Raw genomic sequence first — 24,053 nt, 5'->3', positions numbered from 1 at the left:
ATGGGTTACAACTTACAGGTCAACATCGATAAATCATCAGGCTTCTGTTTCGGCGTAGTATACGCTATAGAAATGGCCGAAGATATTTTGGATAACGAAGGTTATTTATACTGCCTTGGTGATATCGTTCATAATGATGAAGAAGTGGAACGTTTAACCAACCGAGGATTAAAAATCATCGATCATGAAGTTTTAAAAAACTTAAGGGATGAAAAGGTTTTGATCAGGGCACATGGTGAGGCGCCTTCCACTTATCAATTGGCTTTAGAAAATAATCTTACCCTGATTGACGCTTCTTGTCCGGTGGTTTTGAAATTGCAGAACAGGATCAAAAATTCACATGATGATGATGAGCAGGTTCTTATTTTTGGGAAACATGGCCACGCTGAAGTAATCGGTCTCCAGGGACAAACAGATGGTAAGGCCATTGTTTTTCAGGATTTAGCCGAATTAGACAATGTTGAACTTCCTGCTAAATTTACATTATACAGCCAAACCACTAAAAGCACTGATAAATTCTACCACATTAAAGATGAATTATTGAGTCGGGGGTATGATGTTAAGGCTAACGATACCATTTGCCGGCAAGTATCTAACCGTTACGAAGAACTTGAAGATTTTGTAGGTCAATATGATAAAATCGTTTTCGTTTCAGGTAAAAAATCATCTAACGGAAAAGTGCTTTACGATGTTTGTAAAAAACATAACGAAAACTCTTACTTTATTTCGAATGTTGAAGAGTTGGAGCAAAGCTGGTTTGCCGAAAATGATAAAGTTGGTATCTGCGGGGCTACCTCTACACCAATGTGGCTCATGCAGAAGGTTAAGGCCGCTTTAGAAAAATACTAGATTTCTCTAATTGGGCGTCACCCTGAATTTGTTTCTGGGTCTTTATCGCTGAGAAGGATGCTGAACTAAATTCAGCATGACGAATAAAATAAATTCATTGAAAACAATAAATCCATATACCGGAATCCTGGTTGCGTTAACCGTAATAGGCTGTTGGTTTATTTCCCTTTTTTTCTTGTTAAACTGGAATTTTAACTGGAACAATCCTCTGGTTTATCTTATGGTTTTTGTTCAGATGCATTTGTACACGGGGTTGTTTATTACTGCCCACGATGCCATGCACGGCACAGTTTCATCGAATAAAAAGGCCAATGATTTTATCGGTTATTTATCTGTTTTTCTCTATGCAGGCTTCTTCTATAACCGCTTATACGCCAAACATCATCAGCATCATGATCATGTACATACCGAAAAAGATCCTGATTTTGCTCCACATGGTTTTTGGAGATGGTATTTCCGTTTCATGTTAAATTATGTTACCATTATTCAATTGATCATCATGGCAGCAGCCTATAATGTATTAAAAATCTGGGTGGATGAAAGGAACCTGTTGTTGTTTTGGGTGCTTCCGTCGTTATTGAGCACTTTTCAGTTATTTTATTTTGGTACCTACCGGCCGCACAAAGGTGAGCATAATAACGAATACCATGCGAGTACTTTACAGAAAAACCATTTTGTGGCTTTTATAACCTGTTATTTTTTTGGTTATCATTTCGAACACCACCAAAAGCCGGGTATGCCCTGGTGGCAGTTGTATAGAATGAAATAGTAGTAATGCTGATCGCGCTATCAGATGTTTGGTATCTGCCACTAAATCGGACGTTGTCCCCACTTCTTTACACAGATCTATTCCTATTCAATCATTTTTAAACTTTTGGAGTGCGAAATAACACTTTTCTGACCAAAAAATGTTGGCGCATCACTTTTTATCATAGGTAAAAAACAATAAAAAGGCGATATTTGCCGCACAAAACATATTCTTGTATAAATGAGCAAAAAGGGAATTTTACTGGTAAATTTAGGAACGCCTGATAGTCCGGCAACAGCCGACGTTAAAAAATACTTAGATCAGTTTTTAATGGACGAAAGGGTAATCGATGTTCCGAAGTTGAACAGGACATTGTTGGTAAAGGGAATCATTGTGCCATTCAGAAGCCCTAAAACTGCCAAATTATACAAAGAAATCTGGAATGAGAATGGCTCGCCATTATTGTATTACAGTAGGTTACAGGCCAAAATGCTACAGGAAAGGTTAGGAGATGATTACCATGTAGAGCTGGCCATGCGCTACCAAAGTCCATCTATTGCCTCGGCCCTGGCCAACTTAAAAGCAGGTTTGGTAGAGAGCATACAGGTTATTCCATTGTTTCCTCAGTATGCATCAGCAAGTACCGGTTCAGTGATTCAGTTGGTGATGGAACTGGTGAGCAAATGGCAAACTGTACCCCCAATATCTTTTATTAATTCGTTTCATGATAACGAACTGATGATTAAAGTTTTTGCAGAAAATGCCAGAAAGCATAATGTAGAAAGCTACGATCATGTATTGTTCAGTTTCCATGGTTTGCCGGAGCGTCAGCTTTTAAAGTGCGATCATACCGGAAATTATTGTTTAAAGAGTGCCGATTGCTGCCAAACCTTAAACGATACAAATAAGTTCTGTTATTCTGCTCAGGGGCATGATACGGCAAGGTTAATCGCCAGGGAATTAAACCTGTCAGAAGACCAGTATACGGTTTGTTTCCAATCGCGTTTAGGTAAAGAGCCATGGGTGCAGCCTTATACTACTGATGTATTAAAGAAATTGGCAGCCGAAGGTAAAAAACGCCTTTTGGTATTCAGTCCCGCTTTTGTGGCCGATTGTTTAGAAACGCTTTATGAAATTACGGTAGAGTATCATGAAGAATTTAAAACGCTCGGCGGCGAGCATGTTCAGCTGGTAGAAAGTTTGAACGATAGCCCCGTTTTTATTGAGGCACTTGCCGGAATGATTAAATAGTTTTAGATTTAGAGATGGCGAACTTTATCGTTTTAATGGGAGTATCCGGAAGTGGTAAAACTGTTATTGGAAAAGCCCTGGCACCTAAACTAAATGCCGAATTTATAGATGGCGACAACCTGCATTCGCAACGCAATGTCGATAAAATGGCTGCCGGAATTCCATTAACAGATGCCGATCGCTTGGATTGGCTTCAGCTGATTGCTAAGGTGGGGCGTGAGCATGCAGCACATGGAACAACCTGTATTATTGCCTGTTCTGCACTGAAAAAATCCTACCGCGACCTGTTGAGAATAGATAATGATTCTATCCGTTTTATTTATTTAAAAGGAAGTTTCGACCTGATCCACGATAGAATTCTGAAACGTTCGCACCAGTACATGCCTGCCAGCTTATTGCAAAGCCAGTTCGACACGCTGGAGGAACCGCAGTTTGATGAACCGGATGTATTTACGGTTTCTGTTGATCAAGGTATTTCTGAAATTATTGGAGAAATTGTTAAAGCCGACCTGATTTCGTAATCTCCGAAATAATCTGATCGGTGGCGCCCTTTTTATCGTCTACATATTTTTTGGCTAATGCTGCTGCATGTTTATTTTCAATAAAACTGTCAAAAGCATCGATTAATTCTCCTGTTGAGCTGATGCTTTTTGCCGCACCAAGGGCAATCAGCTCTTTCGCCTCCTGAAATTTATCATAGTTAGGCCCAAAGATTACGGGCAGTCCGAATGCAGCAGCTTCTAAAGTATTATGGATACCAACCCCAAAACCTCCGCCGATGTAGGCTACATTTCCATACTGGTAAAGAGAGGAGAGCATACCAATATTATCAACGATAAGCGTTTGCGGGGCAGCATTTAGCTTTTGGTCGGGTGCACTCAAAACCGAAAACCGCAAACTGCTAACTGAAAACTGTTTCTCAATACTTTCAATATGGCTTTCGTGGATTTCATGTGGCGCAATAATAAACTTCCAGTTGGGGTATTTTTCTGGCAGGACCGATAATATTTTCTCATCTTCCGGCCAGGTACTCCCGCAAACTAAAGTGGGCGAACCGTCGATAAAACTTTCGATCAGCGGGAGCCGCTTGGGCGATTGCGCATTCTCATAAACACGGTCGAAACGGGTATCGCCATTAATGGTAGTATGATCAAGGCCGATCGATTTTAAGAGCTTTTGGCTTTCTTCATTTTGTACAAAAAAATGGGTAACCGATTTTAAAATAGTACGGTAAAAGCCACCATACCATTTAAAAAATGCTTGGCTTTCTCTAAAAATTCCGGAAATTACGTACAAGGGTATGTCTCGATCTTTTAACTCCTTAAAATAGAAATGCCAAAACTCATATTTGGTAAAAATGGCCATTTCGGGATTAATATCGGATACAAAACGTTTGGCATTGGCAGCCGTATCAACCGGGAGGTAAAATACATCTGCCAATGCATAATTTTTCCTGATTTCATAGCCCGAAGGAGAAAAAAAAGTAACCACGATCTTTTTGGCCGGGTAGCGTGATTTCAGTTTTTCTAAAACCGGCCGGCCCTGTTCAAATTCGCCTAAAGAAGCAAAATGAAACCATATATGTTTTTCAGCAGGATTTATTTTTTGAGCAATTGCTGTATAAATATTCTTACGCCCATTTATAAACAGCTTTGCTTTAGGATTAAATAACGAAAATATCCTGATGAGTAAAGTATAAGCCTGAATTCCGATGATGTAAAGTAATTTCATATCTTCGTGCCAAGATAAAACGAATATATTTAAAAAGCTTAAAAATATATGGAACCATCGCTATTTGGCCTAACTTTCAACTGGATAAACAGGCTTCGATGATCGCTCCATAGCCGCTAAAATAAATTAAGAGATGAAAATAGCCGTTATTGGTACCGGATATGTAGGTTTAGTTACCGGAACCTGTTTAGCAGAAACAGGAAATGATGTAATTTGTGTTGATATTAACGAAGCAAAGGTAAAACAGATGCAGGCCGGCGAAGTACCGATCTACGAACCGGGTTTAGATCTTTTGTTCCACAGGAACATAGAACAGGAAAGATTAACCTTCACCACAAACCTTGCTGATGCTGTAAAAGAATCGCAAATTATTTTTATGGCCTTACCAACCCCTCCGGGTGGCGATGGTGCAGCTGATCTTTCTTACATTTTGGGCGCTGCAAAAGATATTTCAAAACTTATTACCGAATATAAAATCATCGTAAATAAATCAACCGTTCCGGTAGGTACGGCCGATAAGGTAAAAGCTGTTTTTGCCGAAAATACTTCGATTGAGGTAGATGTGGTTTCGAACCCTGAATTTTTAAGGGAAGGGGTTGCCGTTGATGACTTTATGAAACCTGACCGTGTTGTTCTGGGAACAAAAAGTGAAAAAGCCAAAAAACTGATGGCCGAGCTATATGCACCGTATGTACGCCAGGGAAACCCGATTCTTTTTATGGATGAGCGTTCTTCTGAACTGACCAAATATGCTGCAAACTCTTTCCTGGCTACAAAAATCACTTTTATGAATGAGGTGGCCAATCTTTGCGAGCTGGTAGGGGCCGATGTTGATGCGGTAAGAAAAGGGATCGGTTCTGACGAGCGAATCGGTAAGCGTTTTCTTTTCCCGGGTGTAGGTTACGGTGGCTCGTGTTTTCCGAAAGATGTACAGGCGCTGGTAAAATCGTCTGATGATTATGCCTACGATTTCCAGATCCTGAAATCTGTCATGGAAGTAAACGAAAGACAGAAAACAATCCTGGTTGATAAGGTACTTAAGTATTATAAAAACGATATTAGTGGCAAACATTTTGCACTGTGGGGTTTGGCTTTTAAACCGGAAACTGACGATATCCGCGAAGCACCGGCTTTATATATTATTGTGGCATTGATTAAAAACGGCGCTACTGTAACGGTATTTGATCCGGAAGCGATGAACAATGTGAAAGGCGTAATCGGGGATCAGGTAAATTATGCCAAAAACCAGTACGATGCTTTGGAAAATGCTGACGCCCTGTTAATTGCAACAGAGTGGTCGGTTTTCCGTAACCCTGATTTCGAAAAGATTGATAACATCTTAAAAAGTAAGGTTATTTTTGATGGACGTAATTTATACGACCTGCAAAAAATGATCGATCTTGGCTATTATTATAACAGTATCGGCAGAAAATTAATAGATTAAAATGGGGAATAAAAGGATATTGATTACCGGTGCTGCCGGATTTTTGGGCTCACATCTTTGTGATCGTTTTATAAAAGAAGGCTATCACGTTATTGGAATGGATAACCTCATTACCGGTGATATGGCAAATATCGAACACTTGTTTAAACTGGAAAATTTTGAGTTTTACAATCATGATGTTTCCAAGTTTGTGCATGTTCCCGGTGAGCTTCATTATATTTTACATTTTGCTTCGCCAGCAAGCCCGATCGATTACCTTAAAATCCCTATCCAAACCCTTAAAGTAGGTTCCTTAGGAACACATAACCTGTTAGGCTTAGCCCGCAGTAAAAAGGCCAGGATGCTGATTGCTTCAACTTCTGAAGTATATGGCGATCCGAGTGTAAATCCTCAGCCCGAAGAATACTGGGGCAACGTAAACCCCGTTGGTCCGCGTGGCGTGTACGACGAGGCTAAACGTTTCCAGGAAGCCATTACTATGGCTTACCACACTTTCCATGGGGTAGAAACGAGAATTGTGAGGATTTTTAATACCTATGGCCCAAGAATGCGCCTGAATGACGGCCGAGTTTTACCTGCTTTTATCGGACAGGCCTTAAGAGGAGAAGATTTAACTATCTTTGGCGATGGAAGCCAGACCCGTTCGTTCTGTTATGTGGATGACCTGATCGAAGGTATTTACCGTTTGCTGATGAGCGATTATGCACAACCGGTAAACATCGGTAACCCGGACGAAATCACGATCAAGCAGTTTTGCGAGGAAATTATCAAACTTACCGGCACTACGCAGAAAATTGTATACAGGGAACTGCCGCAGGATGATCCGAAACAGCGCAGGCCGGATATTACAAAAGCAAGGGAGATATTGGGCTGGGAACCCAAAATCGGACGTGCTGAAGGATTGAAAATTACATACGAATATTTTAAATCATTGCCTCCCGAGGCATTGGAAAAAATAGAACATAAAGATTTTACCACATTTAACCGTTAAAATGACAAAAATATTAGTTACTGGTGGAACAGGGTACATCGGTTCGCACACCGTTGTAGAGTTACATAACGCAGGATACGAAGTTGTAATCATCGATAATCTTTCAAACTCGAATATCAAAATTTTAACCCAGCTACATGCTATTACCGGCAAATGGTTCGATTTTCACGAAATTGATCTTCAGGATGAAAAAGCGGTACGGGAATTTGCAGAAAACCATACCGATATTGAAGGGATAATCCATTTTGCCGCTTCAAAAGCAGTAGGCGAATCGGTAGAACAACCCTTAAAATATTATAAAAACAATTTTTATGGATTAATTAACCTGCTCACCTCGTTCAACAGAAAAATTAATTTCGTGTTTTCTTCATCGTGTACGGTTTACGGCCAGCCGGAAACTTTGCCGGTAACCGAAGCAGCGCCGGTGCAAAAGGCCGAATCCCCTTATGGCAACACCAAACAGATCGCCGAAGAAATATTAGCAGAAACTGCTGCGGTAACACCTGATTTAAAGGTAATCGCTTTACGTTATTTTAATCCGGTTGGTGCTCACGAAACTGCCTTGATCGGCGAGTTGCCTAACGGAGTTCCAGCAAACCTGGTTCCTTTTATTACGCAATCGGCCATTGGCAAACGCGGACCGATCACCGTTTATGGTGACGATTACGATACTCCTGATGGTTCAGCTATACGTGATTATATCCATGTGGTTGATCTTGCTAAAGCACACGTTGCAGCCATTAAAAAACTGGAAGATGGAAACCCTAACGGTAATTACGATGTTTTCAATATCGGTACCGGTAAAGGATCTTCAGTTCTGGAGATTATTGCCGCTTTCGAAAAAGTAAACGGAGAAAAATTGGATTACAAAATTGGTCCGAGAAGGGCAGGAGATATTGTTCAGATTTATGGCGATGTACAAAAATCAAATAAAGAACTGGGTTGGAAAGCCAATCTCGATATCAACGAAATGATGAGCTCTGCGTGGGAGTGGGAAAAATACATCAAGGCTAACCCTTTTTAGATGAAGTTATCGGAGCATAAAAATTTAAAAACCGCCATTACCGAACTGCCTGTTAAAGAAAAAGACAAGTTGTTATTGCGTTTGGTGGCTAAAGATAAAGTGCTCACTGAACACCTTCATTATAAATTATTGGAGGATGAAACCGATCTTGAAGACCGTAAAGAAAGGATTAAAGCCGATGTTGACAAGCAGCTTCCTGAACTGAAAAAGTTAAATGCCAAAGAGGCATTGGTAAAAGTGAGGAAGATGATCACATTGGTTAACCATTTTTATAAAGTAACCAAAGATCCTGTTGGGGAAGTAGAACTTAAACTGTTTATCCTCAATGCCATCCCTTTTGATTATAAAAAGTCAATTTTTGGTTACCGCGATTTTATGATGCTTTTTGGTATATATTACATCAAAACGGTTGCGGTAACCATCAATAAATTCAAAAAACTGCACGAAGACCTGCAGTTCGATTTAAGTGAAGAGCTGAATCATTTGCTCGATAAAATCTATTCTTCTAAATTGGCTGGTGCAGCAGAAGCCGGTAATTTGCCAAAAAAGATCAGTTAAATTATAACCTACCAGTATGTTCGGATTATTTAAAAAGAAAAAAATAGCACCCGAATTTAATTTCTCAGGCATTAAAACCGATATGCACTCCCATATTATTCCGGGAATTGATGATGGTGCACAAAACCTTAAAGAGGCCTTGCTGCTTGCCAAAAAGTTTAAAGCGTTAGGTTATCAGAAACTGATTGCCACACCGCACATTATGGCCGATTATTTCCGTAATACACCAGGTACGATCAACCGTGGATTGGATGTTTTAAGGAAAGGCCTTGAAGAAAATGAAATCGGTTTGGCTGTTGATGCTGCTGCCGAATATTACCTGGATGAAACTTTGGAGAAAAAAATCAGGCAGAAGGAAGTGCTTACCTTTGGCGAAAATTACCTGCTGTTCGAACTTTCTTATATCAATCCGCCCCAAAACCTTCTCGATTTTATTAAAATCATACAGGATGCCGGCTACAAACCTGTTTTGGCCCATCCCGAAAGGTACCCGTACTATTACAGTTCTTTCGAAAATTATCACCAGATCAGGGAAACCGGTTGTTTATTGCAGCTCAATTCGATTGCTTTAACGGGTTACTACGGTTCGGGAGCAAAAAAAACAGCGGAAGAAATGGTGGGAAACCACCTGGTCGATTTTTTGGGCAGCGACATGCACCATTTAAAACATGCAGCAGCACTTGAAGATAGCCTCAGCACACCTTTAATGCAACAATTACTTACACAACACCAGCTTAAGAACGCGTTACTCTAGGTTCATTAGTCATGAGTTCATTGTTGCAGCCATGTCGGTGGTCTTGATCGTTCATAGCTTGTTTTGGTTAACTGTTTAAACTGGTTAACCGGTTAATTGTTCCTAAGGCACTAACTTTTTGGCACTCTGATTTTTTTCCAATTCACCGGTTAAGACAATTAACCTATTGGCTATTAACTAATCAACCATTGACCCATGAACTACTGAACTTTTAGTCTATCACCATCAACTAATCAACCATTGACCAATATACCACTGACTAAATGAACCTTCCTATTCGTACCTCAACGCCTCTACTGGATCCAGCTTCGAAGCCTTTTTAGCAGGGTAATATCCGGAAAGAATTCCTACCAAAACGCAAAGCACAAAACCACCGATAATAAACAGCCAGGGAATCAGGAAGGATCCACCCATGGCCAGTGAAATCAAGTTGCCTAAAACGATCCCAAGAAAAATACCGAATACACCGCCAATTAAACAAATCACTACCGCCTCGATTAAGAACTGGCGACGGATTACTTTCGGATTTGCGCCAATGGCCTTACGGATACCAATTTCGCGTGTACGCTCTGTAACCGATACCAGCATGATGTTCATCAATCCGATTGATGCTCCGATTAAGGTAATGATACCAATGGCCACGCCACCTATTGCCACAAATGCCAGGTTCTCGAATAACGTCTGTGCAATCGCATCACTTTTGGTGATTTCGAAGTTATTGGTTTCATTTACTTTTACCTTACGGATATTTCTGAATAGTGCAATGGATTCTCCAATAATGTTTTCCTGCATCTCATTGCTGGGAACCATTACGGTTATGGTGTAAGATGGGTTGGCATTGGCATTAATCTGCTTCGCTTTTAATAGCGGTACATATACGGCCCTATCGCCGCTAAAACCCATGCTTGATCCTTTTTTCTCCAGGATGCCAACAATTTTGAACCGGTTGTTGCCTACATTGATCAGTTTATCCAATGGGTCTGAATCTTTGAACAGTTTTTCAACCACTTCGCCACCTACAATACAGACATTGCTTCCCAATTGTATTTCAGAAACACTAAAATTTCTTCCCTGAGAGAGGTTTAAGCCCTGAGAGGCCAAACCATTTTCATCAATTCCCTGAACATTGATATTGGGATTGGTTTTTAAACTGCCATATTTTACAGTAGAACCGCCACTGGCGAAAACACTTACCGCAACCGTAGCCGGGGTATTTAAGCTGTCTTTAAACTTAATCGCATCTTCATAGCGGATGGACTTAAAGGGTTTTGGTCTTTTACCGTTCCCGATCCTGATTCCCGTACCACGATTCCTGATCGTGAATGAGTTTGCTCCCATGCTGCTAAAGGCATCCGTCATACTTTTCTTTACCGCATCCAGCGTGGTTAAAATCCCAACCAAAGCCATTAAACCAATTGCAATAATCAAAGCAGTAAGCATGGTACGCAAGCGGTTAGCTTTAATTGATTCTAATGCCAGTTTGATGTTTTCTCTGTAATTCATTTAGTCGTGCGATAAGCGTTTGACGGGCAAAGCCTTTAAAAATAAAAAAAGTCCCGATGTTTAGACAAGGGGACTGTACTATATGTTACAATAATATTTTATTTATGCCGAGAAACTTGTGCCACAGCCACAGGTGCTGGTTGCATTAGGGTTTATAAATGTAAAACCACGTGAATTTAAGCCATCCTGCCAATCAATCATCATACCCATTAAATACATCTGGTGTGCTTTATTCATAAAAACTTTGATGCCATCAATAACATATTCCTGATCGCCATCTTTTTTCTGGTCAAAACCTAAAACGTAGTTCATACCGGCGCAACCGCCACCTTCTACACCAACGCGTAAACCATAATCTTCGCCAATTTCCTGCTGATCTCTTAACTTATATAACTCTTTGGCCGCTCCCTCCGAAAAAGTAACCGGTGCAAATGCTGTATCCACTGTTGTGCTCATGTTATTTAAATTTTATCTGTTACAAATATAAATAATAATGCACATTTTTGCTTTTAACGGTTCGTTAATATTACCGTAATTAAACAATACTTATGAATACCCAACAGATTTTAATTGATGTAGCAGTCTTATTTGCAGGCATTTTTGCTGCATTAACAGCCGTTTATTATATTGTAAAGAGCGATATCCAACGATTTTTCGATCTCAAAAACATCGAACTGAATAAAGAAAGCAGGGCCCACATTTTACCTTTACGATTACAGGCGCACGAACGCCTGATCCTGTTTATTGACCGTATTAATCCGGCAAACCTGTTTGTACGTTTACATCAGCAGGGCATCAGTATTGCTGTTTTACAGGCGGGTATTTTAAATGAAGTGCGCTCAGAGTACCAGCATAACATTATCCAGCAATTGTATATAGACAGTGTAACCTGGAATGTGGTCCGTAAATTGAAGGATGATACCATTGCGATGATCAATAACGCTGTTCAGGGTTTACCTGCAGATGCAAACGGGATTGACCTAAGTAAAACAGTTTTGCAGCACATGGCCAGTATAGAGGAGAATCCTTACGATTTAACGATTGAGTTAATCAAGAAAGATATCCACAGGCTTTTTTAAGGTTAATTGGTTAATTGCCCCAGTTAACAATTTGGCCATGGCCATCAAACTATTGACTATGAACCAATAAACTAATGGCTAATGAGCCACTGAACTAATGAACTAACCAAATGAGCGATAAAAAACACACCACTACATCGGGCATTGAAATAAAGCCCTTGTATACCGAGGCGAAACCGATGGATGAGCGTCCGGGCGAATTTCCCTTTACCAGGGGGATCCAAAAGGATATGTACCGTGGCCGCTTATGGACAATGAGGCAGTATGCCGGTTTTTCTACCGCTGAAGAATCCAACAAACGGTATCATTACCTATTGGCACAGGGAACAACAGGCTTATCGGTTGCGTTTGATCTCCCGACACAGATCGGTTACGATTCTGATCATGAAATGGCCGACGGTGAAGTAGGAAAGGTTGGGGTAGCCATCGACTCGCTAAAAGACATCGAAATCCTGTTTGATGGTATTCAATTGAAGGATATTACAACTTCAATGACCATTAATGCTACAGCTTCAATTTTATTGGCCATGTATATTGCGCTTGCAAAAAAGCAGGGTGCAGATTTAAAACAGATTTCGGGTACTATTCAGAACGATATCTTAAAAGAATACGCTGCAAGGGGAACTTATATTTACCCTCCAAAACAATCCATGCGGTTAATTACCGATATTTTTGAATTCTGCAGTAAAGAAGTGCCCAAGTGGAATACGATTTCCATTTCTGGTTACCATATCCGCGAGGCCGGATCAACAGCGGTACAGGAACTTGCTTTTACGCTGGCCAATGGAAAAACTTACCTGAAAGCCGCACTGGATAAAGGATTAGATATTAATGTATTCGCAAAGCGCTTATCGTTCTTCTTTAACTGCCACAATAATTTCTTTGAAGAAATCGCCAAATTCAGAGCGGCAAGGCGAATGTGGGCAAAAATTACCAAAGATTTGGGGGCTACCGATGAAAAGGCCCAGATGTTGAGGTTTCATACACAGACGGGAGGTTCTACCTTAACCGCACAACAGCCTTTAAACAACGTGATCCGGGTTAGCAATCAGGCCATGGCAGCTATTCTAGGCGGTACACAATCGCTCCATACCAATGGCTATGATGAAGCCCTTTCTTTGCCTACAGAATCGGCAGCTAAGATCGCATTGCGTACCCAGCAGATTATTGCTTTCGAAAGCGGGGTTACCGATACGGTAGATCCATTAGCGGGATCATTCTTTGTAGAGAGCCTCACTGATGAAGTTGAAGCAGCTGCATGGGGTTATATCGACCGGATAGATGCCATGGGAGGTTCGGTGAATGCTATCGAAAGTGAGTACATGCAGAACGAAATTGCCAGCGCATCTTATCAATATCAAAAAGAGATTGAAAGCGGTGAGCGGATATCAGTTGGTGTAAATAAATTTACCCAGGAAGAAGAAGGTTTGACCGAGGTTTTCAACATAGATGATTCGATCCGTAAACTTCAATCTGAGAAGCTAGCTCATTTAAGATCAATCCGTAATCAGGTTGAAGTGGAACAAGCATTGCAACAGTTGAGCGAAGCTGCCAAAGGTGAAGCCAACCTGATGCCTTTGATTATTGATGCCGTCGAAAAATATGCCACCCTTGGCGAAATCGCAGACGTGTTCAGGGCTAGCTTTGGAACATATTAAGTTTCCATAACTCAGACCGGGCGATTTTATGGTAAAGTTACGGGAAACAGATGCATATCCTATTATATAAAAGGAGTTTGAACTGTCGTAAAATTAATACAAAAAAATAATCATAATGATTTATTTTTGATCTCTTGTTGATGAGGCCAAGGATAGGAGTTTATTTGCTTCTGTTATTACTTTGATTTCCAGTTAATTCTAATATTTATACTACTAAAACGGTTAATTACCTCCTAAATGGCTTAGAATTTGCTTTCTATTGGCGATTTGAAATTAATTTGGAACAATCGCGTTAAATAATTGTAAATGTGGATAACCGGTGTTAATAAATAGTTATCAACATAAAAAATTGAGGTTAAGAGGTCTACTATATTCCTTATCAGCACGTTACAATTTATTTGAAATTTTTGTTTAAAATGTTGATAATTTTATCAATATTCGTAGTCCCGAGACGGACCATCCGTTTAATTCGAATCGGCACTGTAAACCAATAAATTATAGAAATCGCAATGGAAAAAACTTGTACAGAAGTGTGGAAGAACTGTCTTCAAATTATTAAGGATAACATTCCGAATCAAAGTTTCAAAACTTGGTTCGAGCCAATAACGGCTCTTAAATTGGAAGGCAAGGTTCTAACCATACAGGTGCCAAGTTTGTTCTTTTACGAATGGCTTGAAGAACATTATGTAGGCTTGCTACGCAAGACCGTAAAAAAACAACTTGGAGAGGATGGCAGGTTGGAATATAACATCGTTGTAGATAAATCGTCAAACAGCGGTAATCCTTATACTACCAATATGCCCTCAAATGGAAATGGCGCGGAGGCAAAGGTACAATCGATGCCAATTCCGGTTTCCATTAATAAGGATATCAAAAACCCTTTTATTATCCCTGGATTAAAAAAATTAAATGTTGATCCGCAATTAAACGCTAACTATACTTTCGAAAATTACATTGAAGGGGATTGTAACCGCCTGGCACGTTCTGCAGGTTACGCTGTTGCGGCTAAACCAGGAGGCACGTCTTTTAACCCTTTAATGATTTACGGAGGAGTAGGCCTGGGTAAAACCCACCTGGCACAGGCAATCGGTAATGAGATTAAACGCAGCATGCCGGATAAATTGGTGATCTATGTAAGCTGTGAGAAATTCTGTCAGCAGTTTGTAGACTCCCTAAAAAACAACACCATTAACGATTTTGTTAATTTTTACCAGGCCATGGATGTAATCATTATGGATGATGTGCACAACTTTGCAGGTAAAGAAAAAACACAGGATATTTTCTTCCATATTTTTAACCACTTACACCAATCGGGCAAGCAGGTGATCTTAACATCAGATAAAGCCCCGAAAGATTTAGCTGGTTTGGAAGAACGTTTGTTAAGCCGTTTTAAATGGGGCCTGTCTGCTGATCTGCAAATTCCCGACCTGGAAACGCGTATCGCTATTTTAAGAAAGAAAATGTATGCCGATGGTATTGAGTTACCTGGCGAGGTGGTAGAATATGTGGCCCACAATATTGATAACAATGTACGTGAATTAGAGGGCGCTATGGTATCGCTTTTGGCACAGGCTACTCTGAATAAAAAGGAAATTGATTTAGCCCTTGCTAAGCAGATGTTGAAGAATTTCATCAAAAATACTTCAAAAGAAATTTCAATGGAATACATCCAGAAACTGGTTTGCGAGTATTTCGAGGTACCGGTTGATATGGTGAAATCGCAAACACGTAAACGCGAAATTGTGCAGGCACGTCAGATTTCGATGTACCTGTCTAAAAGCCATACCAAATCCTCATTGAAAACAATTGGTGCTTTTTTTGGTGGCCGCGATCATAGTACCGTAATTTATGCCTGCCAAACGGTAGAAGATTTAATTGATACCGATAAAAAGTTTAAAGCTTACGTACACGATATCCAGAAGAAATTAAAAATGAGCTAGCATAAACGCCGGGAAAGAAAGCCGGAAGGTGTAAATTAAAATCTCTTTCGCTCCTGCTCAAAAAAGCTGAAGTAATTAAAAAGGCCCGGTAAAATATCGGGCCTTTTTGCTGTACCAGGTTTCCTGGTCATTAAAGTTTTTCTATCTCGGCGAGGCCATACCATAGAGCTGCCACGTGCAGGGCCTGTGCTATTTTATTATCGCCGATCAATTGCCTAACTTCTTCAACCGTATATTCTTCCACGTTTAAAATTTCATGTTCGTCCAGTTGCTGATTATGGGTTTTAACACCACCAGTTAAAAAATAAGTAAAGGTCCTGTTATTTGATGTTGCCGGATTGGGATAAAGCTCAGCTATAAATTTGCAGGTTTCAAAACTATAACCTGTTTCTTCTAAAAGCTCGCGTTTAACCGCAAACTCCGGCGTTTCGTCTCCGTCTATTACTCCACCCGGAACTTCGAGTGAAACAATATCCGCCGCGTGGCGATACTGGCGCACCATGATCATTTTTCCTTCGGCTGTTAAGGCAATGGCATTTACCCAGTTCGGGTATTCTAAAACATAGTAATCATCCTTTACTATTCCATCCGGAAGTTTAACCTCATCTACCCTTAAGGTAGCCCACTTTTCCCTAACCAAATATTTAGAGGCAAGTTTCTGCCACTTTTCTATCATCATATATTTATGTTGTTTATTTTAGAGTACTATGTACTTATCGCAGGTATTGTTGTATCGTTTTCTGCCGGTGCAGGTTTACCAAATGTACAATCTTATGCTGATCTGACAAATATTGATAAACCAAATTAAGTTTCGGGGCAATGAGCTGGTTTCTCTCTGCACTGAATCCTAATTCATAATACAAAAACTCGCTTAGAGAATCGAGTTTCTCCGGCAGAAGATTATTTTCATTCAACCAGTTTTCAAAAATTGCCAGATCTTCGTTCTCCAGAATTTCTTTGGGCAGCTGGAAACCACTTTCTACTGTTTCATCAAAAAGCTGACCGGCCTCTGCCAGCTTGCCTTCTAATTTGAGTCCCATGATACGAGCCAAAACCTGGGCAAGTTTCTGTATTTCTGCTGTGATTAAATCTCTCCTGTACATGGATGTAAAGTTGAAATGTTGTTTGTTGGAAGTTGAAATGTTGTTCGTTTGGGCTACAGAGTTTTGATTTTCAGAGCCAGTTTAACCATTGAGCCAATGACAAGTTTTACGTGTTGCATCGATTAACCGATTTAAACAATTAACCAGTTTACGAATCAACACTTACCAGCTTCCGCTTGAACCCCCACCGCCAAAACTTCCGCCACCAAAACCACCGAAGCCTCCACCTCCTGATGAACCACCGCCCCAGCCGCTGCCACGGCCTCCGCCGCCACCGCTGCCAAAAAGCATTGCCCAGAATAAAGCATTAGATGCACCACGGCCCCCGATTATTTGGCTGTCGCCCCCACCGCCTTTTCTCATAATAATGATGATCACAATTATGATAATAACGATAATGATAATGCTTCCGGAGCCTCCTTTACTTTTAGATACCTTTGGATTATCGTTCTTATATTCACCGTGCACATATTTTATGATCGATGTTGTCGCCTCATCCAGGCCGGCATAATAATTACCGGCTCTAAAATTGGGTTTAATATCATTATCTATAATGCGTTTGGCATAGATATCGGGTAAAGCCCCTTCTAAGCCATAACCGGTTTGTATCGAAATTTTTCGGTCGCCAACAGCTACAACAATCATAATACCATTGTTTTTGCCAGTTTGGCCAACGCCCCATTTTCTGCCCAGTTCTACCGCATATTCATTAATATCATAATCGCCAACCGATTTTAATATAGCGATGGCAATCTGTGTTGATGACGAGTCGTTAAACGTTACGAGCTTACTTTCAAGCGCCTGTTTTTGATCGGCCGATAATACATTCGCATAGTCATTAACCAAAGTGTTGGGTTTTTCCGGAAAATCTTGTGCAAATGCAAGACTGAAGAACAGGCTGAGCAGCGATAAAAGGAATATTTTCTTCATCGCTTATTTATTTTCTAAATTATCCATAAAAACAATATCATTCGGCAGCTCATTAATGTCGCCTTTTTGTGGAGGGAAGAATAAAGCCAGCTTTTCTCCTGCCAATGCAACACCGGCAATAATACCTTCAGCCAAATTTCCTTTGGTAAAATGAGCTGTCATTGCAATTTTGGTAGTTTCCCAGAAGTTTTCCGGCACCACCTTATTAATGCCTACATCGCCGATAATGGCAAATTTATGATCGGCATGTGCAAGGTAAATCAGTACACCGTTTCTCCCGGCGGTTTTGTCCATATCCAGTTTGCTAAAATATTCAATGGCCTTTTCATACGGATCTCCTTCGCAAAACTTATCAATCGCAATCCTGATTTCTCCGGAGGTGGCTTTCTCAGCATCAGCTATTGCGCTTGCTATTTTTTCTTGTTCTATATCTGAAAATAGTGGCATGAGTTTATTTGTATAAGAATTAAAAAGGGTAACAAACGTTTAATTTATAAACATCCATTACCCTTCCATGTTATCGTTAGATTTTTAAAACTCTACTTTAGGTGCATTTTTTGCAGCAGCATCGGCCTCAAAATATCCTTTAGGTTTAAAACCGAACATTCCGGCTGTTAAATTGGTAGGAAACGACCTGATTTTACCATTGTACTCCTGCACTGCATCATTAAAATCTTTACGGGCAACCGTAATCCTGTTTTCGGTACTTTCTAATTGTGCAGATAGATCGCTAAACTGCTGTGTTGCCCTCAATTCAGGGTAATTTTCGGTAATGGATAATAATTTACCTAATGCCTGGCTTAATTCGCCCTGTGCAGCCTGGAATTTTTTAATGTTTTCAGGTGATAAATCATCCGTGCTAACCGTCATCTGCGTAGCTTTAGCGCGTGCTTCGGTTACTGCGGTTAGTGTGCCCTGTTCAAATTTAGCCGCTCCTTTTACGGTTGCTACCAGGTTCGGAATTAAATCAGCTCTTCTCTGGTACTGGGTCTGTACGGTTCCCCATTTCGACTTCACGTTCTCATCAAGTTTAACCATGCTGTTATAACCGCACGAACTTAAAGTGCTTACTGCAATTACTGCAGCTAAAATTCCAAATATTAATCTTTTCATTTTTATGGTTTTTGTCTTTTATAATCAAACTGAATTATAATTCAATTTACGAATTAGATATCAAATTGTATGCCTTTGTTACAGTTTCGGTATTTATCTGACAGGTTGACAAGCTACTCATTAATTTTGATAAAGTAAATCAAGATATTTTGATTGAGTAATTGGATAATAAACCTGTGTATCTCTCGTCTATTTCGTTTGTTTGGTGTGCAGGGTTTTTCGCTTTTTTAATGTTTGTCCCGCTCCGATCGGGGCCGGAGGTAGAGCGGGAAGAAAGCTGCCTAAGGAATATTGCAATTGCTTTCCAAACCAACCAATGCTTTCTGGATGCCATAATATCTATTCGAACCTCAATAGCACTAAATTGTATTAATTATTCTTGTTAGTTGCCTATCTTTGTACCGTTCGGGATAAAAACCTGACCAGATATGCAAAAAGACATCGAAATTACTTTGCTCCCGGAACAGGTTGAGCAGACTGAAGTTATTAAACAGAAACTTGCCGAGGGATTAAAACTTTCAGAAAGAAGGATAAAGGGCTACAAAATACTGAAAAGATCGATCGATGCCCGTTCCAGAAAGGTGATTTTCCGTTTGCAGGTAAAGGTTTTTGTGGATGAAGAAGCCGTTCCAGAAGTTTATACCATCAACTATCCCAATGTAAGCAGAGCTAAACCGGTACTTATTATCGGCGCTGGTCCGGCAGGTTTGTTTGCCGCTTTACAATGCATTGAAAATGGACTAAAACCCATTATCATCGAACGGGGCAAAGACGTTAAACAACGCCGGAGAGACCTTGCAGCCATAAACAAGCAAGGTTTGGTCAATACCGAATCCAACTATTGTTATGGCGAAGGTGGTGCAGGTACCTATTCTGATGGTAAACTTTATACCCGTTCCAACAAACGTGGCGACATCAATAAAGTGTTGCAGGTTTTTGTGAACCATGGCGCAGAACCCGATATTGCCATTGATGCCCGCCCGCACATTGGTACCAATAAACTTCCCCACATCATCACGGCCATAAAAGATACAATTTTGAATGCGGGTGGTGAGGTGATGTTTGATAGCAGGATGACCGACATTTTAATCGAATTTGGCAAGGTAAAGGGCATTGAGATTAATTTTGAAGAAAAACTGCTGGCTGATGATATTATCCTGGCAACAGGACATTCCGCAAGGGATGTGTACGAATTGTTGAACAGTAAAAATATCCTGGTTGAAGCAAAACCTTTTGCTTTAGGTGTCAGGATTGAACATCCGCAGGAAATTATCGACACGGCACAGTATCATTGCGATATCCGTTCAGAATTTTTGCCGCCGGCTTATTACAGTTTGGTTGAGCAGGTTGGAGCAAGGGGCGTATTTTCTTTCTGCATGTGCCCGGGTGGAATTATAGCACCTTGTTCTACGGGCGAAAAAGAAATCGTAGTTAACGGCTGGTCGCCCTCTAAGCGAAACAATCCCTACGCCAATTCGGGCACCGTTGTTCAGGTAACTTTAAATGATGTTCAGGGTTACGATCCATTAAGGATGCTGAATTTTCAGTCTGAAATCGAAAAAGCTGCTTTTGAAGCCGGCGGAGGAAATCTGGTTGCTCCTGCACAGCGTATGATCGATTTTGTGAACAACAAATTGTCGCTCGATCTGCCCAAAAATTCTTATCTGCCCGGTACCAAGAGTTCGATGCTCGATAACATCCTGCCTGAATTTGTATCCGGTAGTTTGCGTGCAGCATTACCTTTGTTTGGAAAAAAAATTAAGGGTTATTATACCAACGAGGCTATTTTAGTAGGTGTTGAGAGCAGAACTTCTTCCCCGGTTAGGATTCCGAGGGATAAAGAAACATACCAGCATCCCCAGGTGAAAGGTTTATATCCATGTGCCGAAGGGGCAGGTTATGCGGGTGGAATTGTATCGGCAGCTATTGATGGAATCAACTGTGCAAATGCAATAATGAATGCATCTTAACAAACTTTATATTAGACCAATTGTTGTTTTGATATGTTTAATATCACGAACGAAATAAAAAAGGCCTTTAATGGTGATGCCTGGCATGGCAATCACGTAATGCAAACATTAAATAATGTAAATCCTGAAAGTGCATTTAGCCATTTTATACCGGGAGCACACTCTATAGCCGAAATAGCCTTGCATTTAACTGCCTGGACAGAGGAAGTAACTTCCAGACTAACTGGTAAGCCAGCTGCTGAACCGGAGCGGGGAGATTGGCCTGAACCTGATGCCAGGACACCACAGGCCTGGGAGCGTATTATCTTCGATTTTAAGATTGCGAACGAAGAACTGATCCGCCATTGCGAAAGCCTGAAAGATAACCAGTGGGATGATGAGGTAAAGAGCGAGCGTAATCCTGCTTTAGGTACAGGGGTAACTAATATTGAACTGGTGAGTGGTTTGGCACAGCACCATGCCTATCACTCCGGACAGATTGCATTATTGTCAAAATATTAATCTGTGTAATCTCTCCATCTGTATAATCAATTTAAAATGAAAAAGACATTAATTATTGGCGCATCGCCAGATCCATCAAGATATGCTTATAAGGCGGCCAACATGCTTAAGCGTTTTAATCACGATATCGTTAACGTTGGAATAAAAAAAGGAGAAGTTGCAGGTGTTGAAATTGAAAAGCCGGGAGAAATCCATCATGATATCGATACCATCACCCTGTATATAGGCCCTGCTTTGCAGTCGCAATATCACGATTATATTTTAGCAACCAAACCCAAAAGGGTAATTTTCAATCCCGGAACTGAAAATTATGAGTTAGAGAAATTATTGGATCAGCATAATATAGAGCCCATTGAGGCCTGTACCTTGGTGCTACTGAGTACCGGCCAGTATTAGAACCTGTATACTATACCCCAGTTCACATAATCGGCCTGGGCAAAATGCATATAGGTTTTTGCCTGTAAACCCAGGTGAGGGGTAACGTTAAAGGTTGGACCAAATGTCCAGTACCAGGATGCTTTCTCCATCAGCCTGTTGTAATGGATATATTTTCCGATTTGTGCAGCTACGGTAACGCGCCATAAATTTATGTCGGCGCCAACGCTTATTCCTGTACGCCATCTGTCATAAGAAGTGCCGTAGTTCTGATAGGTTTCGCCAAAGCGATCAGGATCAAAAACGCTGTAATAGTAAACGGCATCGGCTCCCGCTTTTAACGACATGATATCGTTTAAGTAAAAATTATATCCTGCGTACAGCCCACTTTTATAAAGACTTTTGGTGTTATCGCCAAATACACCCCTGGCGCCCAAACCTGCGCTAAGCTCAATGGAGTTGCGTTGCAAAGTAGTATATGTACTTTTTCTTTCGGCAGTAAGTTCTTTTGGATTGCCAAGTTTTAGCCCGATATATACATTTCCGGTATTTAAGCCACCATTAGGTACCGTTGCACCACCGTTTGATACGTGCAGGAAGCCAAAACCGGCCATTAAATCCGTATACTTGCTTAATGGCAGCTCCATACCCAGGTCGGCCTTTATTGTTTCATTAATCGGGCTGCCCAGAAAACGGTTTTTGGTATTATTGAAGTAGTATTTATTGGTGTAACCTAAACCCACACCCGGTGTAAAGTTAAACTTGGCCTTTCCAATTTTAAAGAGCTGGAAATCTAGTTGTAATACGGCGCTATAAATCTGGCCAAAGGCATGGGCAGAAGTATCTTTAGTGCCCTTCAGTTTACTCAGGTCTCTGAAAACAAAGCCGATTCCGTATGATTTTGCACCGCTAAAACCAATCCATTTATCGCTATTCTGGCTAATATCTTTAAAATAGGCCGCATCAAATCCTGTAATCTGATCCTGGAACAAGTGTCCCTGATCGTTATTGATGTGTGTGCCGAATACCGGTTTAAAAATAATCGAATGATTTTCCGGCACAATTTGCGCTTTGGTAAAAGACAAGCCTGTAAAAATTAAGGCGAAAGAGAGTAACTGTTTTTTCATATTAACTTTTACTAAAACGGTAAGCGAGGCTGTAGTAGGCATATCGGTATCCTGTTGCACTGTTTTTAACTTCATTTGAAGTAAAGGTGGCAGTGTAATTGGCTGTCCAGCGGGCAATGGCAAAGGTTAAACCTACCTGTGTGGTAAAAACAAATGGTTTCGGTTTAAAAGTGATCGGCCCTTTATCGCTTCTAAATAAACCGCCCTGCAAGCTCGAATCAAATGCAACAGCATGTAATTGCGGACTAACTGAAAGAAAAAGTTCGTATTTACGCAGAACTTTATAGGTATTGTTATTACTTACCAAACTGTTAAAGGCCGCTGAGCCTTCCATATCGTTAAATCTTCCCAAACGGAACAGGGCACCCAGATTAGCTTTTGTAATCACATTGCCGAGTGCGGCCGAAGCTGTTCCTGTAACATCGAACACCTTATTGTTGGTGCTTACTAAAAGTTTGTTGTATTCAGCACCAAGGTTCAGCGTTGGCTCGCTGTTTAAGCCATATTCCCATCCTTCAATCTGGTTTTGGCCAACCAGCTTATGAAAAGCCTTCTGAAATTTTTCTCCAAGAGCATCTTTTCCGGTAACCCCCAGCTGGGCTGAAACCTTTAACAGCTGTTTGTTTTCATAAAACCGGCTGTAGTTTGCTTCTCCATACAGATATGCTGTAAAAGGTCTGTCGTGTAAAGCCGGATTAGGTACAAAGCTATAATAAGGATTGTATATTTTTTGGCCAAGCTCAAAGCCGATAATCTCTTTGCTTCTTCCGGCTTTCAGGTTTTCTCCATTTAATGCATGCCTGAATTTAATAAAAGCCCCATTCGTATAATAGCGGTCGCTGGTAATGTCGATATAGGCATCGTTTTCAGAGATAATCACAAGTTCATTTTTAAAACTTTGGGCATAACTAATTTCAGCTATGCCAATAAATAATAGTATAGCGTATAATCTGAGCATCAATTTCATTTATAGGGCATTTTAAAGCCATAAAAGTATTAATTATTGTTCGAAATCTCGATACCATTATGCGTGGTTAGGATTTGTTTATTCCTTTAGTGTATTTTACTTATATTATTTTTCAGTAAAGCAGTTTTAGCGCCAGGATCTAATTGATTTTCCCGCTTTTCATTACAATTGCCTGCCAGTACCGACGGGGGCTAGGTGGGCTGGCATGAGGAAAACCCATCAGGCTTTCGAAACCTGACGGATTTGAAAGGGGGGGGGTAAAACAGCCTGAAGCCTCAATTGTTTTACATCAGGCAATATTATTTTCTGCTGTAAACCATAGGTTTACGGGATTTTGCGCATTATTTGCTGAATTTGCTTTGCAGGGTTTATAATTTTTTCTACCTTTGCAACCCGCTTCGGAAGGAAGGGGTTTTGGGTAAAACCATTATATTGAA

The 24,053-nt window shown here is 40.5% G+C and carries 25 protein-coding genes; 15 read left to right on the top strand and 10 right to left on the bottom strand.

The window, feature by feature from the left end; translation table 11 throughout:
* The 4 genes from GGQ60_RS13055 (at nt 1) to GGQ60_RS13040 (ending at nt 3,369) form a co-directional block, all read left to right on the top strand.
* The gene (locus GGQ60_RS13055; RefSeq protein WP_183764911.1) at nt 1-849 is read left to right on the top strand and encodes a 4-hydroxy-3-methylbut-2-enyl diphosphate reductase; all 849 of its coding nucleotides are present in this window, start codon (nt 1-3) and stop codon (nt 847-849) included.
* A 97-nt stretch (nt 850-946) separates the two neighbouring features.
* Nucleotides 947-1,618 (top strand): fatty acid desaturase, encoded by a 672-nt coding sequence (locus GGQ60_RS13050; RefSeq protein ID WP_229685109.1) that lies wholly within the window; start codon nt 947-949, stop codon nt 1,616-1,618.
* Between the two features lie 219 nt (nt 1,619-1,837).
* A complete protein-coding gene (gene hemH / locus GGQ60_RS13045) occupies nt 1,838-2,848 on the top strand; it encodes a ferrochelatase (RefSeq protein WP_183764907.1) in 1,011 nt (336 codons plus the stop codon).
* A 14-nt stretch (nt 2,849-2,862) separates the two neighbouring features.
* The gene (locus GGQ60_RS13040) at nt 2,863-3,369 is read left to right on the top strand and encodes a gluconokinase (RefSeq protein ID WP_183764904.1); all 507 of its coding nucleotides are present in this window, start codon (nt 2,863-2,865) and stop codon (nt 3,367-3,369) included.
* Here the strand turns inward: GGQ60_RS13040 and GGQ60_RS13035 are convergent.
* Entirely contained in the window at nt 3,347-4,579 is a 1,233-nt protein-coding gene (locus GGQ60_RS13035; RefSeq protein ID WP_183764901.1) for a 3-deoxy-D-manno-octulosonic acid transferase, read from the bottom strand. The genes GGQ60_RS13040 and GGQ60_RS13035 overlap by 23 nt on opposite strands.
* Before the next feature lie 133 nt (nt 4,580-4,712).
* Here GGQ60_RS13035 and GGQ60_RS13030 point away from each other — a divergent pair, with 133 nt between their 5' ends.
* The 5 genes from GGQ60_RS13030 to GGQ60_RS13010 are packed head-to-tail and all read left to right on the top strand — an operon-like array spanning nt 4,713 to nt 9,350.
* On the top strand, nt 4,713-6,023 hold the full coding sequence (locus GGQ60_RS13030) for a UDP-glucose dehydrogenase family protein (protein ID WP_183764898.1): 1,311 nt from the start codon (nt 4,713-4,715) through the stop codon (nt 6,021-6,023).
* Nucleotide 6,024: 1 nt separating this feature from the next.
* Nucleotides 6,025-7,014, top strand: a complete 990-nt coding sequence (locus GGQ60_RS13025; RefSeq protein WP_183764895.1) for a UDP-glucuronic acid decarboxylase family protein — start codon at nt 6,025-6,027, stop codon at nt 7,012-7,014.
* 1 nt (nt 7,015) lies between these two features.
* Nucleotides 7,016-8,038: a UDP-glucose 4-epimerase GalE gene (gene galE / locus GGQ60_RS13020; RefSeq protein ID WP_183764892.1), complete on the top strand. Its 1,023-nt coding sequence runs from the start codon at nt 7,016-7,018 to the stop codon at nt 8,036-8,038.
* Nucleotides 8,039-8,596 carry a hypothetical protein gene (locus tag GGQ60_RS13015; protein ID WP_183764889.1) on the top strand — a complete coding sequence of 186 codons (558 nt, stop codon included), beginning with the start codon at nt 8,039-8,041 and terminating at the stop codon, nt 8,594-8,596.
* A gap of 16 nt (nt 8,597-8,612) precedes the next feature.
* On the top strand, nt 8,613-9,350 hold the full coding sequence (locus tag GGQ60_RS13010) for a tyrosine-protein phosphatase (protein WP_183764887.1): 738 nt from the start codon (nt 8,613-8,615) through the stop codon (nt 9,348-9,350).
* A gap of 273 nt (nt 9,351-9,623) precedes the next feature.
* On the opposite strand, the gene GGQ60_RS13005 is transcribed toward GGQ60_RS13010, so the two are convergent.
* Entirely contained in the window at nt 9,624-10,853 is a 1,230-nt protein-coding gene (locus GGQ60_RS13005; RefSeq protein ID WP_183764884.1) for an ABC transporter permease, read from the bottom strand.
* A gap of 102 nt (nt 10,854-10,955) precedes the next feature.
* On the bottom strand, nt 10,956-11,309 hold the full coding sequence (locus GGQ60_RS13000; protein ID WP_183764880.1) for a HesB/IscA family protein: 354 nt from the start codon (nt 11,307-11,309) through the stop codon (nt 10,956-10,958).
* 92 nt (nt 11,310-11,401) lie between these two features.
* Here GGQ60_RS13000 and GGQ60_RS12995 point away from each other — a divergent pair, with 92 nt between their 5' ends.
* The 3 genes from GGQ60_RS12995 to dnaA all read left to right on the top strand — a co-directional run bounded on the left by GGQ60_RS12995 (nt 11,402) and on the right by dnaA (nt 15,530).
* Entirely contained in the window at nt 11,402-11,932 is a 531-nt protein-coding gene (locus GGQ60_RS12995) for a DUF7935 family protein (protein ID WP_183764877.1), read from the top strand.
* A gap of 110 nt (nt 11,933-12,042) precedes the next feature.
* Nucleotides 12,043-13,590 (top strand): acyl-CoA mutase large subunit family protein, encoded by a 1,548-nt coding sequence (locus tag GGQ60_RS12990; RefSeq protein WP_183764874.1) that lies wholly within the window; start codon nt 12,043-12,045, stop codon nt 13,588-13,590.
* Between the two features lie 509 nt (nt 13,591-14,099).
* Nucleotides 14,100-15,530: a chromosomal replication initiator protein DnaA gene (gene dnaA / locus GGQ60_RS12985; protein WP_010601383.1), complete on the top strand. Its 1,431-nt coding sequence runs from the start codon at nt 14,100-14,102 to the stop codon at nt 15,528-15,530.
* 130 nt (nt 15,531-15,660) lie between these two features.
* Here the strand turns inward: dnaA and GGQ60_RS12980 are convergent, their stop codons facing one another.
* The 5 genes from GGQ60_RS12980 to GGQ60_RS12960 all read right to left on the bottom strand — a co-directional run bounded on the left by GGQ60_RS12980 (nt 15,661) and on the right by GGQ60_RS12960 (nt 18,676).
* Nucleotides 15,661-16,209 (bottom strand): NUDIX hydrolase, encoded by a 549-nt coding sequence (locus GGQ60_RS12980; protein WP_183764871.1) that lies wholly within the window; start codon nt 16,207-16,209, stop codon nt 15,661-15,663.
* 34 nt (nt 16,210-16,243) lie between these two features.
* Complete coding sequence (locus GGQ60_RS12975) at nt 16,244-16,633, bottom strand: hypothetical protein (RefSeq protein ID WP_183764868.1); 390 nt, start codon at nt 16,631-16,633, stop codon at nt 16,244-16,246.
* A 162-nt stretch (nt 16,634-16,795) separates the two neighbouring features.
* Nucleotides 16,796-17,563 carry a TPM domain-containing protein gene (locus tag GGQ60_RS12970; protein ID WP_183764865.1) on the bottom strand — a complete coding sequence of 256 codons (768 nt, stop codon included), beginning with the start codon at nt 17,561-17,563 and terminating at the stop codon, nt 16,796-16,798.
* A 3-nt stretch (nt 17,564-17,566) separates the two neighbouring features.
* On the bottom strand, nt 17,567-18,010 hold the full coding sequence (locus GGQ60_RS12965) for a TPM domain-containing protein (RefSeq protein ID WP_183764862.1): 444 nt from the start codon (nt 18,008-18,010) through the stop codon (nt 17,567-17,569).
* An 84-nt stretch (nt 18,011-18,094) separates the two neighbouring features.
* On the bottom strand, nt 18,095-18,676 hold the full coding sequence (locus GGQ60_RS12960) for a LemA family protein (protein ID WP_183764859.1): 582 nt from the start codon (nt 18,674-18,676) through the stop codon (nt 18,095-18,097).
* A 428-nt stretch (nt 18,677-19,104) separates the two neighbouring features.
* Between GGQ60_RS12960 and GGQ60_RS12955 the strand changes: the two genes are divergently transcribed.
* Genes GGQ60_RS12955 through GGQ60_RS12945 form a run of 3 tightly spaced genes read left to right on the top strand, consistent with a single transcriptional unit; the run spans nt 19,105 to nt 21,543 of the window.
* Entirely contained in the window at nt 19,105-20,646 is a 1,542-nt protein-coding gene (locus GGQ60_RS12955; RefSeq protein ID WP_183764856.1) for an NAD(P)/FAD-dependent oxidoreductase, read from the top strand.
* A gap of 33 nt (nt 20,647-20,679) precedes the next feature.
* On the top strand, nt 20,680-21,147 hold the full coding sequence (locus tag GGQ60_RS12950; RefSeq protein WP_183764853.1) for a DinB family protein: 468 nt from the start codon (nt 20,680-20,682) through the stop codon (nt 21,145-21,147).
* 36 nt (nt 21,148-21,183) lie between these two features.
* Nucleotides 21,184-21,543 (top strand): CoA-binding protein, encoded by a 360-nt coding sequence (locus GGQ60_RS12945; RefSeq protein ID WP_183764850.1) that lies wholly within the window; start codon nt 21,184-21,186, stop codon nt 21,541-21,543.
* Here GGQ60_RS12945 and GGQ60_RS12940 read toward each other — a convergent pair.
* Both GGQ60_RS12940 and GGQ60_RS12935 read right to left on the bottom strand, forming a co-directional pair.
* On the bottom strand, nt 21,540-22,724 hold the full coding sequence (locus GGQ60_RS12940; RefSeq protein WP_183764847.1) for an acyloxyacyl hydrolase: 1,185 nt from the start codon (nt 22,722-22,724) through the stop codon (nt 21,540-21,542). The genes GGQ60_RS12945 and GGQ60_RS12940 overlap by 4 nt on opposite strands.
* Nucleotides 22,651-23,616 carry a lipid A deacylase LpxR family protein gene (locus GGQ60_RS12935; RefSeq protein WP_183764844.1) on the bottom strand — a complete coding sequence of 322 codons (966 nt, stop codon included), beginning with the start codon at nt 23,614-23,616 and terminating at the stop codon, nt 22,651-22,653. The genes GGQ60_RS12940 and GGQ60_RS12935 overlap by 74 nt, the downstream gene beginning before the upstream one ends.
* Nucleotides 23,617-24,053 lie beyond the last annotated feature (437 nt).

Origin of the sequence: Pedobacter zeae, from assembly GCF_014196715.1 — a bacterium.
Lineage (GTDB): Bacteria > Bacteroidota > Bacteroidia > Sphingobacteriales > Sphingobacteriaceae > Pedobacter > Pedobacter zeae.
This window is presented reverse-complemented; position numbering and strand designations above follow the sequence as displayed.

What these genes read in the sequence shown, in the direction of transcription:
- GGQ60_RS13030 (WP_183764898.1), top strand. Translation starts at nt 4,713, where the DNA reads ATGAAAATAGCCGTTATTGGTACCGGATATGTAGGTTTAGTTACCGGA.
- dnaA (WP_010601383.1), top strand. Translation starts at nt 14,100, where the DNA reads ATGGAAAAAACTTGTACAGAAGTGTGGAAGAACTGTCTTCAAATTATT.
- GGQ60_RS12975 (WP_183764868.1), bottom strand. Translation starts at nt 16,633, where the DNA reads ATGTACAGGAGAGATTTAATCACAGCAGAAATACAGAAACTTGCCCAG.
- hemH (WP_183764907.1), top strand. Translation starts at nt 1,838, where the DNA reads ATGAGCAAAAAGGGAATTTTACTGGTAAATTTAGGAACGCCTGATAGT.
- GGQ60_RS13015 (WP_183764889.1), top strand. Translation starts at nt 8,039, where the DNA reads ATGAAGTTATCGGAGCATAAAAATTTAAAAACCGCCATTACCGAACTG.
- GGQ60_RS13000 (WP_183764880.1), bottom strand. Translation starts at nt 11,309, where the DNA reads ATGAGCACAACAGTGGATACAGCATTTGCACCGGTTACTTTTTCGGAG.
- GGQ60_RS13010 (WP_183764887.1), top strand. Translation starts at nt 8,613, where the DNA reads ATGTTCGGATTATTTAAAAAGAAAAAAATAGCACCCGAATTTAATTTC.
- GGQ60_RS12965 (WP_183764862.1), bottom strand. Translation starts at nt 18,010, where the DNA reads ATGCCACTATTTTCAGATATAGAACAAGAAAAAATAGCAAGCGCAATA.
- GGQ60_RS12990 (WP_183764874.1), top strand. Translation starts at nt 12,043, where the DNA reads ATGAGCGATAAAAAACACACCACTACATCGGGCATTGAAATAAAGCCC.
- GGQ60_RS12955 (WP_183764856.1), top strand. Translation starts at nt 19,105, where the DNA reads ATGCAAAAAGACATCGAAATTACTTTGCTCCCGGAACAGGTTGAGCAG.
- GGQ60_RS12945 (WP_183764850.1), top strand. Translation starts at nt 21,184, where the DNA reads ATGAAAAAGACATTAATTATTGGCGCATCGCCAGATCCATCAAGATAT.
- GGQ60_RS12980 (WP_183764871.1), bottom strand. Translation starts at nt 16,209, where the DNA reads ATGATGATAGAAAAGTGGCAGAAACTTGCCTCTAAATATTTGGTTAGG.
- GGQ60_RS12995 (WP_183764877.1), top strand. Translation starts at nt 11,402, where the DNA reads ATGAATACCCAACAGATTTTAATTGATGTAGCAGTCTTATTTGCAGGC.
- GGQ60_RS13055 (WP_183764911.1), top strand. Translation starts at nt 1, where the DNA reads ATGGGTTACAACTTACAGGTCAACATCGATAAATCATCAGGCTTCTGT.
- GGQ60_RS13035 (WP_183764901.1), bottom strand. Translation starts at nt 4,579, where the DNA reads ATGAAATTACTTTACATCATCGGAATTCAGGCTTATACTTTACTCATC.
- GGQ60_RS12950 (WP_183764853.1), top strand. Translation starts at nt 20,680, where the DNA reads ATGTTTAATATCACGAACGAAATAAAAAAGGCCTTTAATGGTGATGCC.
- GGQ60_RS13005 (WP_183764884.1), bottom strand. Translation starts at nt 10,853, where the DNA reads ATGAATTACAGAGAAAACATCAAACTGGCATTAGAATCAATTAAAGCT.
- GGQ60_RS12960 (WP_183764859.1), bottom strand. Translation starts at nt 18,676, where the DNA reads ATGAAAAGATTAATATTTGGAATTTTAGCTGCAGTAATTGCAGTAAGC.
- GGQ60_RS13025 (WP_183764895.1), top strand. Translation starts at nt 6,025, where the DNA reads ATGGGGAATAAAAGGATATTGATTACCGGTGCTGCCGGATTTTTGGGC.
- GGQ60_RS13040 (WP_183764904.1), top strand. Translation starts at nt 2,863, where the DNA reads ATGGCGAACTTTATCGTTTTAATGGGAGTATCCGGAAGTGGTAAAACT.
- GGQ60_RS12940 (WP_183764847.1), bottom strand. Translation starts at nt 22,724, where the DNA reads ATGAAGTTAAAAACAGTGCAACAGGATACCGATATGCCTACTACAGCC.
- galE (WP_183764892.1), top strand. Translation starts at nt 7,016, where the DNA reads ATGACAAAAATATTAGTTACTGGTGGAACAGGGTACATCGGTTCGCAC.
- GGQ60_RS12970 (WP_183764865.1), bottom strand. Translation starts at nt 17,563, where the DNA reads ATGAAGAAAATATTCCTTTTATCGCTGCTCAGCCTGTTCTTCAGTCTT.
- GGQ60_RS12935 (WP_183764844.1), bottom strand. Translation starts at nt 23,616, where the DNA reads ATGAAATTGATGCTCAGATTATACGCTATACTATTATTTATTGGCATA.